General features: G+C 71.5%; 13 protein-coding genes. 3 read left to right on the top strand and 10 right to left on the bottom strand.

Going from position 1 to position 13256, the window contains the following annotated elements; translation table 11 throughout:
* Positions 1 to 438 precede the first annotated feature (438 nt).
* Positions 439 to 1068, bottom strand: a complete 630-nt coding sequence (locus tag ACWEVP_RS42805; protein WP_452068316.1) for a glyoxalase — start codon at positions 1066 to 1068, stop codon at positions 439 to 441.
* 64 nt (positions 1069 to 1132) lie between these two features.
* A complete protein-coding gene (locus ACWEVP_RS42800; protein WP_452068315.1) occupies positions 1133 to 1687 on the bottom strand; it encodes an ester cyclase in 555 nt (184 codons plus the stop codon).
* Positions 1688 to 1742: 55 nt separating this feature from the next.
* Here ACWEVP_RS42800 and ACWEVP_RS42795 point away from each other — a divergent pair, with 55 nt between their 5' ends.
* Positions 1743 to 2405: a TetR/AcrR family transcriptional regulator gene (locus ACWEVP_RS42795; RefSeq protein ID WP_452068314.1), complete on the top strand. Its 663-nt coding sequence runs from the start codon at positions 1743 to 1745 to the stop codon at positions 2403 to 2405.
* A 6-nt stretch (positions 2406 to 2411) separates the two neighbouring features.
* On the opposite strand, the gene ACWEVP_RS42790 is transcribed toward ACWEVP_RS42795, so the two are convergent.
* Genes ACWEVP_RS42790 through ACWEVP_RS42775 form a run of 4 tightly spaced genes read right to left on the bottom strand, consistent with a single transcriptional unit; the run spans position 2412 to position 5153 of the window.
* Positions 2412 to 2873 carry a phage tail protein gene (locus ACWEVP_RS42790; RefSeq protein ID WP_452068313.1) on the bottom strand — a complete coding sequence of 154 codons (462 nt, stop codon included), beginning with the start codon at positions 2871 to 2873 and terminating at the stop codon, positions 2412 to 2414.
* 47 nt (positions 2874 to 2920) lie between these two features.
* On the bottom strand, positions 2921 to 3628 hold the full coding sequence (locus ACWEVP_RS42785) for a phosphatase PAP2 family protein (RefSeq protein WP_452068312.1): 708 nt from the start codon (positions 3626 to 3628) through the stop codon (positions 2921 to 2923).
* Positions 3625 to 4299: a dienelactone hydrolase family protein gene (locus ACWEVP_RS42780; protein WP_452068311.1), complete on the bottom strand. Its 675-nt coding sequence runs from the start codon at positions 4297 to 4299 to the stop codon at positions 3625 to 3627. The genes ACWEVP_RS42785 and ACWEVP_RS42780 overlap by 4 nt, the downstream gene beginning before the upstream one ends.
* Entirely contained in the window at positions 4296 to 5153 is an 858-nt protein-coding gene (locus tag ACWEVP_RS42775) for an arginase family protein (RefSeq protein ID WP_452068310.1), read from the bottom strand. Before ACWEVP_RS42775 ends, ACWEVP_RS42780 begins: the two co-directional genes overlap by 4 nt.
* 65 nt (positions 5154 to 5218) lie before the next feature.
* Between ACWEVP_RS42775 and ACWEVP_RS42770 the strand changes: the two genes are divergently transcribed.
* Complete coding sequence (locus tag ACWEVP_RS42770; protein WP_452068309.1) at positions 5219 to 6571, top strand: TrpB-like pyridoxal phosphate-dependent enzyme; 1353 nt, start codon at positions 5219 to 5221, stop codon at positions 6569 to 6571.
* Positions 6572 to 6590: 19 nt separating this feature from the next.
* On the opposite strand, the gene ACWEVP_RS42765 is transcribed toward ACWEVP_RS42770, so the two are convergent.
* Positions 6591 to 7865: a diguanylate cyclase gene (locus ACWEVP_RS42765; protein ID WP_452068308.1), complete on the bottom strand. Its 1275-nt coding sequence runs from the start codon at positions 7863 to 7865 to the stop codon at positions 6591 to 6593.
* Between the two features lie 208 nt (positions 7866 to 8073).
* Here ACWEVP_RS42765 and ACWEVP_RS42760 point away from each other — a divergent pair, with 208 nt between their 5' ends.
* Complete coding sequence (locus ACWEVP_RS42760) at positions 8074 to 8331, top strand: hypothetical protein (protein ID WP_452068307.1); 258 nt, start codon at positions 8074 to 8076, stop codon at positions 8329 to 8331.
* 31 nt (positions 8332 to 8362) lie between these two features.
* Here ACWEVP_RS42760 and ACWEVP_RS42755 read toward each other — a convergent pair whose 3' ends face one another.
* The 3 genes from ACWEVP_RS42755 to araD all read right to left on the bottom strand — a co-directional run bounded on the left by ACWEVP_RS42755 (position 8363) and on the right by araD (position 13190).
* Entirely contained in the window at positions 8363 to 9562 is a 1200-nt protein-coding gene (locus tag ACWEVP_RS42755; protein ID WP_452068306.1) for an MFS transporter, read from the bottom strand.
* A gap of 43 nt (positions 9563 to 9605) precedes the next feature.
* Positions 9606 to 11384, bottom strand: a complete 1779-nt coding sequence (locus ACWEVP_RS42750) for a VanW family protein (protein WP_452068305.1) — start codon at positions 11382 to 11384, stop codon at positions 9606 to 9608.
* A gap of 93 nt (positions 11385 to 11477) precedes the next feature.
* Positions 11478 to 13190, bottom strand: a complete 1713-nt coding sequence (gene araD / locus ACWEVP_RS42745; protein ID WP_452068304.1) for an L-arabinonate dehydratase — start codon at positions 13188 to 13190, stop codon at positions 11478 to 11480.
* Positions 13191 to 13256: the final 66 nt, after the last annotated feature.

Here is a 13256-nt window from a genome sequence, read left to right as displayed (position 1 = left end):
GCTCCGGCAACCACGGGGGGACGGTGAACTGGCGATCCTGCCCGCCGATTCCGACGTTTCCCGGGTCGTCGCGGATTTCGCCCACGAGGTCGCGGAAGAACTGCGCCGGGGGAGCCGGCCCCGGGTGCGGTTGCGGATTTCGATGCACCACGGCGCCCTGACCGCCGGCGTGTTCGGGCCGATCGGGGACGCCCTGGTCGTCGCCTGCCGGTTGCTCGACGCGGACTCCGCGCGCGAAACGCTGGCCCGCCACGCCGGTGAAGACGTCGTGGTGGTCGTTTCCGATCGGCTGTACGAAGACGTCGTCGCCACGCGGTTCCGCGGGCTGCGCCCCGATCGGTTCCGGCCGGTGACCGAGCGGGTGAAGGGGCGCACCTACCGCGGCTACCTCTGCGTCGGCAGCCCCAAGGCCGTGCCCGCCGAGCGGGTCAGTGGCTTTTACGCGTCAAGTGACTCGTGCGTGCTCACTTCCCAAGCGAACCCGTCCGGGTCCGTGAACGCCCCGGACGGGTTGTTGACGGCGATCCGGTGCGACCCACTGCCTTCGTGGGCGACGCCGGCCTGCTTGGCGAGCGCCTTGCGGCGGTAGAGCGCCAGCTTGATCGGGCTCTCGCCGCCTTCGAACTCGACGTACATGCGGCCGAAGCTCTTCGCGACGGCGAGCCCGTGATCGACGTAGAACTTCTTGGTGGCGGCGACGTCGGCCACGCCGAGCAGCAGCACGATGGCGTCGAACGCCCGCGTGACGGGGCCGGTGTCCTTCTTGTTCGAGGTGGCGAGGGTCCAGATCGCGCCGTCGGGGGCCTGGACGGCGCCGCCGTAGCCCCACATGGACTTGGCGGCGGGCTTGAGCGTGGTGGCCCCGGCTTCCACGGCACTGGCCATGAGCGAGTCGACGTCGCCGGGCTGGGCGACGGTGAGGGAGAGGGTGTAGCCGCGGAACCCGCTGGACGGCTGCCGCGCGGTCCGGAAGCGGAGCCGGCCGGTGAGGCCGAAGGCGTCGGCGTAGAAGCGCTCGGCCGCCGCGGTGTCGGCGACCTCGAGGGTGATGGAGTCGATGTTCGTCATGCCGGTAACGCTAGGTCCGGCGCGGTGACCAGCGCTTCTCGATTCCTGATCGGTTGGCGGGCGGTCAGGAAGCGGCCCGCGCGGCCCGGCGTTTGGCCAGCGCCATCCGCACCAGGTACGGCGGGGTGGGCGGGATCCAGCCCAGCTGCTCGGCCATGCCCAGGTCGTCGCGGTTCGCCCAGTGCTCGACGACCTTGCTCCCCGCCACCCGGAACCAGTGGGACTGCGTGACGCTGAAGGCGTTCCCCCTGGGCGGCATCGCCTGCTTGACCGCGGCACGCTCGTCGTAAGTCACGAACGGCCCGGTCTGCCGGCCCACCATGCTGGTGTGGAGCACCACCAGGTCGCCGGCGTGCACGGCGTCGTGGATTTCCCAGTGCAGGTCCGAATAGGCGGCGCGCAGCCACAACGCCGTCGCGTAGAACGCTTCGGCACCACGTCCGCGGCAGGCCTCGGGCTCGTCCTTGCCCTCCCGGTTGGTGGCGTCGGGGTGGATGACGGTGCGGAGGTCGGCGAGGCTGCCGGTGCCCATCAGGTGCATCGCGCGGACGCAGACCGCGATGGCTTCGTCGTCGGAGGTGCTGGGTCTTCCGGTGGAACCGCGGGTCGTGGTGTCCATGACACCTCTCCTTGGTTATAGTAGAGATAGATTGAATCTAAGGGGACTATAAGCAATGTCACACGAGGGCGTCAAGAAGCCCGCGGAGCCACGCCGCTACGACAACTCGACCCGGGCCGAGCAGGCGAGAGCCACCCGGCGGCGGATCCTCGACGCGACCTACCGGCTGCTGCTCGACAACGGCTACGCGGCCACCACGATCAAGGCTGTCGCGGGGGCGGCCGGGGTGTCGATCGACACCGTGTACAAGGCCTTCGGCACCAAGGGGAACCTGATCAAGGGCGTCTACGACGTGGTGCTCGCGGGCGACGACGAGCCGACGCCGCTCATGGAGCGGCCCGTCTGGCGGGAGTTCGCCGCCGAGACCTCGGCCGTCGGAAAACTGCACAAGTACGCGGCGGTGTGCCGCGTGCTGTCGGCCCGCCTCAGCCCGCTGCTGGCGCTGCTGCTGTCGGCGGCGCGCTCGGGAAACCCGGAGCTGGCCGCGTTCGCCGACACGATCGAGGGGGAACGGCTGGTGGGCGCCGGTGCGGTGGTCCGGGCGGTCGCCGAGATCGGCGGGCTGCGCCCCGGGCTCGGCTTCGACCGCGCCCGGGACATCGTGTGGACGCTGAATTCGCCGCAGGTCTACCAGCTGCTGGCGGGCGGGCGCGGGTGGACCGACGACGAGTACGAGGAGTGGCTCGCGCGCGCGTTGACCACGCAGCTGATCGGTTAGCCCGGGTCAGTACTCGCCCTTGATGACGAAGTAGGAGCCGCGGATCGTACCGGCCAGCTTGGACTTCTGGCGGGCGAACTTGAACGCCGCCAGTTCGGCAGGCACCTCCATCCCGTCGGACAGCTTGAACCCGACCGCGCGCTTCCCGCCGTCGTCCACTGTGTACATCACGTTGACCGACAGGCCGTTCTCGTAGAACACGTAGGCCATCCGGATGTTCTCGACCTGGAACTCCGTCGCCTCGAGCGGGCGGGACGCGATGGTGATCCCGCGTTCGGTCTCGAGGATCCGGTGCACCCAGTCGACGACGGGCCGCGCGTCCGGCGCGGGCTCGACCGTGAACACGTGGTCGTACTTGTTCTTGAAGTACCGGGCCTCGTTCGCCCGCAGGCCGGCGAGCGCGGCCGCGACCGGCGACGACTCCAGGCCGGTGGTCGACACGGTGGTGAAGTCCACGGCGTAGGGCATGGGCGTTCCTCCGGCTGACGGACTCGGCTTATGCGCTGGTGGTGACTTTAGACGACGCGGTGCCAACCGTGGTGCCGACGCGCGACGAGGCGGCCCGACGCCCACGCCGCCGCGATCGACGCCGCCAGCAACGCCACGCTGCCCACGACGTCCAGCACGTAGTGGTTCCCCGTGGTGATCACCACGCCCACCATGAGCACCGGGAACAGCCACGCCGACAACGCCCACCGCTTGCCCCGGAGCGCGGTCCACACCGCATAAGCGCACCACAGCGACCAGCCCACGTGCATGCTCGGCATCGCCGTGTAGTGGGTCGGATGCACCCAGCTCTCCTGGTGGAACAAGTCGTACCGGGCCACGATGTCCACCGCGCCCGGCAACGCCGAGCGTGGTGGAGCCAGCGGTACCGCCCAGTAGACCGGCAGCACGAGCACCGTCATCGCGACCATCGTCCGGCGGACCCGGCGGTACACCTCGGTGTGCCGGACGAACACCCACACCAGCACGCCCGCGATCGCCACGTAGTACAGCCGGTACACATACACCGCCAGGTGGGCGAGCGGCGGATTCCCGGCCAGCCAACGGTTCGCGCTCGACTCGACGTCGATGTGCACCGCGTGTTCCGCCGACTGGACGGCCAGCGCATGAGCGTTGGCGGCGGCGAGGTCCGTGCCCAGTAAAGCGGCGATACGAGCGAACAGCACGAACCACAGCAGCAGGATGACCACCTCGGCGACCCGCCCGCCCGGTGTCACGCCGGCAGGGTGCGCCGGAGGAACTCCGTGGTCAGGCCCCAGGCGTGCGCCGCCGCCTCCGGGTGGTGGAACATCGGGGCCACGTTGTTGTGGAACGCGTGCCCCGCCTCCTCCTGCACGTGGATCTCCGCCCCCGGGTGCCCGGCCACCGCCGCCTCGACCACGGCCACGTCCGTCCGCGGGATGTACGGGTCCCGCCCGCCGAAGTGGAACTGGATCGGGCACGTCACCCGCGCCAGGTCCGCGATCCCGCTCGCGACCGTCGAGCCGTAGAACGACACCGCCACGTCGGGATCGCCCTCGGCCGCCGCCGCGAACGCCAGCGACCCGCCCAAGCAGAAGCCCAGCACACCCACTCCGCCCGTCACCGAAGGCGAAGAACGCAAGCGGGCCACGGTTTCCAGCACGTCGGCGAGCCCCAGCGCCGGGTCGAACTTCGACGCCACCTCCATCGACGCCGCCACCCCGGCCTCGTCGTGGGTCGACGACCAGCCGGGCGCGATGCGCCGGAACAGCTCCGGGATCGCCACCACGTACCCCGCCGCCGCGAGGTCCGCCGCCACCGAACGCAGGTAGTCGTCCAGGCCGAAGATCTCCTGGACCAGCACCAGGCCCGGGCCGCGACCGGACGGCGGGTGCCACACCGGGAGGTCCGTCGGCGCACTGTTCATCGGAAGGTCCTTTCCAGGATGTCGGCGACCAGCTCGGCCTGGCGGCCGTCCGGGTCGAGGTCGGGGTCGAACACCGTCAGCTCGAACCCCGCCGCGCCCGGCAGCGCCAGCAGCCCGCGCAGCAGCGAAACCAGCGTGTCCGGGTCCAGGCCGCCCGGATCGGGACTGTCCACAGCGGACACGTACGCCGGGTCCAGCACGTCGATGTCCACGTGGACCCAGAACCCGGCCACGCCGTCGAACGACGGCAGGGAAACGCCGGAGGTCATCAGCTCTTCGGAAGTGACGAAGGAAATTCCCGCCGCGTCCAGCTGGGACGACTCCGCCGTCCGCACCCCCAGCACCCGTACGTCCTCGTCGCGCACGTACGGCCGCAGCCCGTCGATGTCGGCCAGTTCGGCGGCGCCGCGGCCGGTCATGATGGCCAGGTCTTCGCCGGCCGCCGCGCCGACGTGGGCGGCGATGCCCAGGTGGCGGAAGTCGTCGTGGCCGTCCAGGTAGGCGATGCCGTGGCGGCCGGTCCGGCGCAGCGCCAGCATCGCGCCCAGGGAGATCGAACAGTCGCCGCCCAGCACCACCGGGAAGCCGCCCGACGAACGGACCGAGGCGATCCGCGAAGCGAGGGCGCGCGTGTAGGAGGCGATGGCCGCCGAATTGCGGACGCCGTCGCCCGGCGACCACGTGCCGACGTAGCGCCCCGGCGTCACGACGCCGCCGTCGGAGGCGCCCAGGCGATCCAGGATCCCGAGGTCGCGCAGCACCCCGGGCGTCTTGTAGCAGCCGGGCACCGCGCCCTCGGCCGGCGGGCGGAGGCCCAGGTTGGACGGTGCGTCGATCAGGACGTAGTTCCCCACCCGGTCACCGTACTGGCTCCGCGGCCGGAGGCGTCCTAAGTTGAGGTGCCGACCAAGGAGGCTCGATGGCCGAGAAGACCAAGTACGTCCTGGACGAAGACGAGCTGCCGACCCAGTGGTACAACGTCATCCCCGATCTGCCGGAGCCGCCCCCGCCCCCGCTGCACCCCGGCACCCGCGAGCCCGTCGGGCCGGCGGACCTCGCCCCGCTCTTCCCTCAGGCGCTCATCGCCCAGGAAGTGACGACTGATCGCTATGTCGACATCCCGGAGGAGGTGCGGGAGGTCTACCGGCTCTGGCGGCCCTCGCCGCTGTTCCGGGCGCGGCGGCTGGAGAAGGCGCTCGGCACGCCGGCGCGGATCTACTACAAGTACGAAGGTGTCAGCCCGGTCGGGTCGCACAAGCCGAACACCGCGGTGCCGCAGGCGTTCTACAACGCGCAGGAGGGCGTCACCCGGCTGACCACCGAGACCGGGGCCGGCCAGTGGGGGAGCGCGCTCGCGTTCGCCTGCGCCCAGTACGGGCTGGAGTGCGAGGTCTGGCAGGTCCGCGCGTCCTACGACCAGAAGCCCTACCGCAAGCTGATGATGGAGACGTTCGGCGCGACGGTCCACCCGAGCCCGTCGGAGCTGACCGAGTCCGGCAAGGCGATCCTCGCCGAGCACCCCGACTCGACCGGCAGCCTCGGCATCGCGATCAGCGAGGCGGTCGAGCAGGCCGCGCAGGACCCGGACGCGCGGTACGCGCTCGGCAGCGTGCTCAACCACGTGCTGCTGCACCAGACGATCATCGGCGAAGAGGCGCTCAAGCAGTTCGAGCTGGCCGGGGACACCCCGGACGTGCTGGTCGGCTGCACCGGCGGCGGCTCGAACTTCGGCGGGCTGGCGTTCCCGTTCCTGCGGGAAAAGCTGGCCGGCCGGATGGACCCGGTGATCCGCGCGGTCGAGCCGGCCGCGTGCCCGTCGCTGACGCGCGGGAAGTACGCCTACGACTTCGGCGACACGGCCGGGCTCACGCCGTTGCTCAAGATGCACACGCTCGGGCACGAGTTCATCCCGGACCCGATCCACGCGGGTGGCCTGCGCTACCACGGGATGTCGCCGCTGATCTCGCACATCTACGAGCTCGGCCTGATCGAGGCGATCGCGATCGGGCAGCAGGAGTGCTTCGCCGCGGGCGTGCGCTTCGCGCGGTCCGAGGGCATCATCCCGGCGCCGGAGCCGACCCACGCGCTGGCGGCGTGCATCCAGGAAGCGTTGCGGTGCAAGGAGACCGGTGAGGAGAAGGTGATCCTCACGGCGCTGTGCGGCCACGCGCACCTGGACCTGCCGGCCTACGGCGCCTACCTGGCGGGGGACATGGTGGACAACGACCTGTCCGCGGCCACACTGGAGCACTCGCTGGCGACGCTGCCGTGACCACCGGCCCGTCCGGAGATCAGAGAACGTCCGGGATCTCCGGGCGGGCCAGCTCGGTCCGCGTCTCCGCCAGGACCACCCGGTCGCGGCCCGCCGCCTTCGCCGTGAACACCGCGTCGTCGGCCGCCTGCAGCAGGATCGTGTACTCCTGCGCCGTTTCCGGGTACACCGCCGCGCCGATCGACGCCGTCAGGCCGTCGATCACCTCGGGCTTGCCCGGGCGGATCACCGGGACCGGCACCTCGACGCGGGCGATCGCCGCGCGGATGCGGTCGGCGATGGACACGATCTCCGCGCTCGTCGTGCCCGGCAGCAGCACCACGAACTCGTCGCCGCCGAAGCGGCCCACGTAGTCGCCGCCGCGGACCGAGCCCTGGATCGCCGCCGCGATCGCGCGCAGGACCTCGTCGCCCGCGAGGTGGCCGTTGCCGTCGTCGATGGCCTTGAAGTGGTCGATGTCGATCATCAGCACGCCGGCCGTCGACGCCAGCTCGGCGGCGCGGGCCAGCTCGTTGCGCGCCAGCTGGACCCAGAACTCCGGCGCGAGCAGCGCCGTCTTGGAGTCCGTGCGCGCGGCCGCCTGGAACTGCGGCAGCAGCAGGCCGACGTGCAGCGCCACCGGCGTCACCATGAGCACCGGCAGCAGCCACGGCCGGACCGTCATCACCAGCGCGATCCCGCAGCCCACGCCGACCGCGGCGAGCACGATCAGCACGTCCGACGGGTTCCCGAACGCCTGCCGCGGCGGCTTGCCCGGGTTGCTCATCAGGATCGCCAGGATCACCAGCACGTAGTTGAGTCCGAAGTAGACGATCCCGGACAGCAGCAGCGCGGTCATCCCGCCGAACCCGTCCAGGTACGGCACGTACGGCGCCACGTGCCCGGTGCCGGCCGACAGCACGGCGCCCGCGGCGAAGCAGGCGAGGACGACCGTGGCTCCGGAGAACACTTTCCGGTGAATCACGCCGCGTCGTTTGTAGACCCGCACCCAGGAATGGGCGTAGCTGACGACGATGACGAGCGTGGCCAGCGGCGGGGGCAGCAGGAGCAGCCCGGCGAAGATCCAGATCGACTGCAGGTGCATGTGCGGGCGACCGTCCGCGGCCAGCTCGCGGATGCGCTCGATGCGTTGCGCCGCTTCGAGGTGCACGATCTCGCCCGCGAGGATCAGTCCACACCAGAGCGCCGCCTGGGTGGTGACGGGCACCAGCGCGGCCGTCGCGACGACCGCGACCACCGCCAGCGCGTCGACGATGAGGACGTAGCCGAGCACCGGAGCGTTCAGCTTCCACATCGCCCACGTACGGAAACCCGATCGTGGACGTTCTGAGCTGGGCTTTCGCCCTGGGGACCCGGACAATCCCACGAAACGCCCCTCTTCTCAGGACGGAACTCTTCGCGGAAATCGTCACTGTAATCGAATGAACGCGGTGTGTCACTAGGCTGGTCGGGCTACCGTCCGGTCACTCACCGTGCAAGATCCCTCACGAACAGGAGAAACCATGTCGCACTTCCTGCCCAACGCGAACATCGTCCCGTCCCGGCGTCGCGCGCAGCGGCCGACCGACTGGACCCGGCAGCTGCCCACCGACTGGACCCGTGAGATCCCGACGGACTGGACCCCGCGGCGGCTGCCGACCGACTGGACGGCCCGCGAACTGCCGACCGACTGGACCGTCCGCGAGCTCCCGACCGATTGGACCCGCCCCGGCGTCTCGCCAGCGCTGCCGCAGTGCCCGACCGACTGGACGCGGCGCTGACCGGTACCCGGTGACCGGCCGGCCGGGCCGGTCACCGGGGCTCCGGTCGCGCCCGCCGCCAGAACGAAGCCGCGGCGAACGCCACCACCACGCCGATCGCGCCCGCGCCGGCCACGACTCCGTGCGGCGCGGCGCGTTCGGCCGCCACCCCCGCCAGCACCACCCCCAGCCCCTGCGACACCCGCAACGCCGTCGACGCGAAGCCGAACGCCTGCGCGCGCTGGGCGTCCGGGGTCAGCTGGACGAACGTCGTGTTGGCGATCAAGTTGTACGAACCGGCCACACCGGACAGTGTCAGCAGCACCAGCGTGCCCTCGAGGTCCGGGCGCAGCGCGCAGCCCAGCAGCGCCGCGCACGCCAGGACCGCGAGCGGCCCGAGCAAGCGGGCCCGCCGGGAAGACGGGATCCGCGACAGCGCCGCCATCCCGACCACGTTTCCGGCCGCGTACGCCCCGAGCAGCAGCCCGACGGCCGCCGCGCCGCCGCCCAGTTCCGCCGCGTACGGCGCCGCGACCGCCTCGCCCGCGATGTAGATCCCCGACACGCACCCCAGCGCGACCAGCGCGAGCCGGCGCCGGTCGCCGACGACCACCGTCCAGCCCGCCCGCACGTGCCGCCACCAGCGGACGCCGGACGCCCCGCGCGGCGGCCGCGGCCGCACGCCGGCGGCCAGCACCAGCGCCGACACCGCGAAGCTCGCCGCGTCCACGAGCAGGGCGCCACCGGTGCCGGTGGCCGCCACCACGAGCCCGCCCAGCGCGAACCCGGCGATCTGCCCCGCCTGCGACAGCATCATCAGCAGGCCCATCCCGGGCACGAACGTCTCGCCGGGCAGCACCTGCGGCAGCACCGCCGCGCGAGCGGCGTTCCACACGGGGTTGAGCAGCTGGACACCGATCAGCAGGGCCGCGACCGCCGGCAGCGGCAGTCCCGGCCACGCCATCGCGGCGACCGCCGGCGCGCGCAGCACGTCGGCGGTGACCAGCACCGCGCGCGGCGGGTGCCGGTCGGCCAGGCCGGACAGCAGCGGCCCGCCCACGAGGTCCGGCAGAAACGTGAGCGCGTACGTCAGCGCCGCCCAGCCCGGCGAGTTCGTCCGGTCGTAGACCAGGATCGACAGGGCGACCCGCGCGAGCTGGTCACCGGTGACCGAGACCAGCTGCGCGGAGAACAGCGCCCGGAACTCGGCCACCGCGAGGACGTCCCGGAAGCCCGCCGCGCGCGTCGCCACGATTACCCACGGTACCTCCGTGGACGCGCTGCGTGAACGGCCGTTAGGAGGGGCCGCAGGTGATTTTCGGCTGCGGGTTGTAGTGGACGGTCCGGGTGGACCGGCTCACCTCGCGGCCGGTGGCGGCGTCCTTGAGCACGCGGGTGTCGGTCGTGGTGAACCCCGGGGCGCCGTTCGACGCGTGGCAGTTCTCCGCCGGGCCCGCCTTGGGCTGCGGGTCGCTCGGGTTCGACCGGCCGCCCGGGATCGACTCGACGGTGTAGCGCTTGGTGCCCCACAGCTTCACGGTGATCGACGACGGCGTCCAGATCGCCTGGATCGCGATGCCGGTCGGCGAGTCGTTGGTGAACTTGAGGTCGATGACGCTGGAGCCGTTGGGGTTCTGGAACACCGTCGCCTCGCGCGCGGCGGGGTAGCGGCTGATGTAGTAGCTGTGCTCCTTGTGTCCCGCGTCCTTCATGCCCGCGAAGTAGGACGCGTTGTACAGCGTGGTCGCGAACTGCGAGATGCCGCCGCCGACCTCGCGGCCCGGGGCGCCGTCCTTGATGACGCCCGCCTCGACGTAGCCCTGCGCCTTGCCGCGTGGGCCGGTGAACCCGTTGAGGCTGAAGGTTTCCCCCGGCTTGACGATGGCGCCGTTGACCTTCTGCGCGACGACGCGGATGTTGGTGCCGGAGTCGGGCGCGAAGCCGCCGGTGGTGAACTCGCCGACGACCTCCTTGACGCCCAGCTGGTTCGCCTGCTCGGTCGTCACCTTCGCCGGGGCGTCCTTGTAGATCGCCGGCACCTCGCGGCCGTCGGTCTTCTTGAGGACCTCGGGCAGCGGCTTGAGGCTCGGGTCCCAGTCGATGGTCCGGCCGTCGGTGGAGGGGTCGACCGTCGGCTTGCCGCCCTCGAAGACGATCGTCGCCTCCTTGCCCTCCTTCTCGGTGGACTTCAGCTGCGGCCCGGCGGCTTCGGCGATCTTGGCGTTGTCGATCTTCGGGGCCAGCCTGCCGCCCTCGGCGGGCTCGAACGTGATCGCCGCGGCGATCGCCTCCGGCTTCACGGTGGCGTTCTTGCCTTCGCCCTTGACGACCAGCGGGCCCGAGACGGCGGGCCGCGCGAACTCCTCCAGCGCGGCCTGGACGCCTTCGGGAGTGGTGCGGACCGGTGTGCCGGTCACCGGCAGGGCCAGCGTCGCGCCGCTCGCCCACTTCTCGACCACCGCGGCCTTGGCGGCTTCGACGTCGAGCTTCTGCCCGGGCTTCGGCGGCACGGCGACCGGGTTCGTGCCCTCGAACTTCACGGTGCCTTCGGCGGGCTCGCGGTCGACCTGGCCGCGCAGGCCCTCGAGGGCGGCGGCGAGCTTGGCGCCGTCGGATTGGCTGACGACGCCGACTTCGCGGCTGGAGAACAGCGACGCCAGGCGCGTGAACGGGTTCAGCGGCTGTTCGCCGGCCTGGTCGAGGGTCTTCGGCCAGTCGAGGCTCAGCCCGGCGGCCGCCGGCGAGAGCGTGCCCTGGACGTCGCCCGCGGTGACGGCCAGCGGTCGCGTCAGCCGCGGCTCGATCTGCCCGCGCAGCTCCTGCTCGGCCTCGGCGCGGTCCATGCCGCCGACGTCGACGCCGGCCACGGTCACCCCGCGCGGGACGCTGCCCTGGCTGACCAGCAGGTCGACGCCGTAGACCACGACGAGCAGGCCGAAGACCCCGCCCGCGATCCAGCCGGCCTTGCGCAGGTCGCGCTTCTTCGGGGGGTGCGGGTCCGGTTCGGGCCGGACGACCGGCAGGACGTCCGTCTGCTCACCGTGTGACTCGGGCCAGCGCGGTTCGTACGGCAACTCTCCACCCCTTCAACGCGTGACGGGGCTCAGCGTACGGGGCACCCGGACAAGCCGTACGACTCGCCCTAACGGGGGATGAAGCGGGCACGCTCAGCGCGCGTCGGGCTCCGGGTTGTGCCCGGCCCGGGCCAGAAAGCCGAAGTCGCAGCCCTCGTCGGCCTGCGTGATGTGCTCGCTGTAGAGCGCACCGTAACCCCGCTCATAGCGCGGTGCAGGCTCGGTCCAATCCGCACGGCGCCGCGCGAGCTCCTCATCGGACACCTCGAGCCGCAGCACGCGCGCGGGCACGTCCAGGGTGATCGAGTCGCCGTCGCGGACCAGGGCCAGCGGCCCGCCGACGTGCGACTCCGGCGCGACGTGCAGCACGCACGCGCCGTAGCTGGTGCCGCTCATCCGCGCGTCGGAGATCCGGACCATGTCGCGCACGCCCTGTTCGAGCAGGTGCTTCGGGATCGGCAGCATCCCGTACTCGGGCATGCCGGGGCCGCCGAGCGGGCCGGAGCCGCGCAGCACCAGCACCGAGTCCGCGGTGATCGACGGGTTCTCGATCCGCTTCTTGAGGTCGGCGTAGTCCTCGAACACCACGGCCGGGCCCGTGTGCGTCAACAGGTGCTCCTCGGCCGCGATGTGCTTGATGACCGCGCCCGACGGTGCCAGGTTTCCGTGCAGCACGGCGACTCCGCCCTCGGCCGCCACCGGGTTGTCCCGCGTCCGGATGACGTCGTCGTCGTGCACCCGCGCGGCCTCGAGATCGGCGCCGAGCGTGCGGCCGGTGACGGTGACCCGGTCGAGGTGCAGCAGATCGGTCAGCCGCGACAGCAGGCCGGGCAGGCCGCCCGCGTAGTAGAAGTCCTCCATCAGCCAGTCGCCGCCCGGGCGGACGTTCGCGAGCACCGGCACGCGCCGCGCGATCGCGTCGAAGTCGGCCAGGCCGACCGGGATCCCGCTGCGCCCGGCCATCGCGATCAGGTGGATCACCGCGTTGGTCGACCCGCCCAGCGCCAGCACGGTGGTGATCGCGTCTTCGTAGGCGGTCTTGCCGAGGATCCGGCTCACCGCCAGGTCCTCCCGGACCATGCCGACGATCCGCGCGCCGCTCGCCGCGGCCATCCGGTGGTGGGCCGAGTCGACGGCCGGGATCGACGCCGCGCCCGGCAGCGTCATGCCGAGCACTTCGGCGGCCGACGTCATCGTCGACGCCGTGCCCATCGTCATGCAGTGTCCCGGCGAGCGCGCGAGGCCGCGCTCCAGTTCGGACAGTTCGGCGTCGCCGATCAGGCCGGCCCGCCTGTCGTCCCAGTACTTCCACATGTCGGTGCCGCTGCCGAGGACCTCGTTCCGCCAGTGCCCGCGCAGCATCGGCCCGGCCGGCACGAAGATCGCGGGCAGGTCCGCGCTGGCCGCGCCCATCAGCAGCGCCGGGGTCGTCTTGTCGCAGCCGCCCATCAGCACGGCGCCGTCGATCGGGTAGGACCGCAGGATCTCCTCGGTCTCCATGGCCAGGAGGTTGCGGTAGAGCATCGGCGTCGGCTTCTGGTAGGTCTCCGACAGCGTCGCGACGGGGAATTCCAGCGGGAAGCCGCCGGCCTGCCAGACGCCGCGCTTGACCTGCTCGGCGCGTTCGCGCAGGTGCATGTGGCAGGGGTTGATGTCCGACCACGTGTTGAGGATGCCGATGACCGGCTTGCCGAGGTGCTCCTCCGGGTTGTAGCCGAGCTGTCGGCTGCGGGCGCGGTGGCTGAAGGTGCGCAGCTCTTCGCCGCCGAACCACCGGTGGCTGCGGAGCTCCTCGGGTGCTTTCATGCGATCCAGTATGGCATCTGATATATGATCCTGGGGGCCTGGTTGAATGGGTTCCGACACGATGCG

This window comes from Amycolatopsis sp. NPDC003865 (assembly GCF_053605345.1).
This window is presented reverse-complemented; position numbering and strand designations above follow the sequence as displayed.

Excerpts from the sequence above, each read along its gene's own strand:
- ACWEVP_RS42780 (WP_452068311.1), bottom strand. The coding sequence starts at position 4,299 with ATGAACAGTGCGCCGACGGACCTCCCGGTGTGGCACCCGCCGTCCGGT.
- ACWEVP_RS42800 (WP_452068315.1), bottom strand. The coding sequence starts at position 1,687 with ATGGACACCACGACCCGCGGTTCCACCGGAAGACCCAGCACCTCCGAC.
- araD (WP_452068304.1), bottom strand. The coding sequence starts at position 13,190 with ATGAAAGCACCCGAGGAGCTCCGCAGCCACCGGTGGTTCGGCGGCGAA.
- ACWEVP_RS42795 (WP_452068314.1), top strand. The coding sequence starts at position 1,743 with ATGTCACACGAGGGCGTCAAGAAGCCCGCGGAGCCACGCCGCTACGAC.
- ACWEVP_RS42790 (WP_452068313.1), bottom strand. The coding sequence starts at position 2,873 with ATGCCCTACGCCGTGGACTTCACCACCGTGTCGACCACCGGCCTGGAG.
- ACWEVP_RS42760 (WP_452068307.1), top strand. The coding sequence starts at position 8,074 with ATGTCGCACTTCCTGCCCAACGCGAACATCGTCCCGTCCCGGCGTCGC.
- ACWEVP_RS42765 (WP_452068308.1), bottom strand. The coding sequence starts at position 7,865 with ATGTGGAAGCTGAACGCTCCGGTGCTCGGCTACGTCCTCATCGTCGAC.
- ACWEVP_RS42770 (WP_452068309.1), top strand. The coding sequence starts at position 5,219 with ATGGCCGAGAAGACCAAGTACGTCCTGGACGAAGACGAGCTGCCGACC.
- ACWEVP_RS42805 (WP_452068316.1), bottom strand. The coding sequence starts at position 1,068 with ATGACGAACATCGACTCCATCACCCTCGAGGTCGCCGACACCGCGGCG.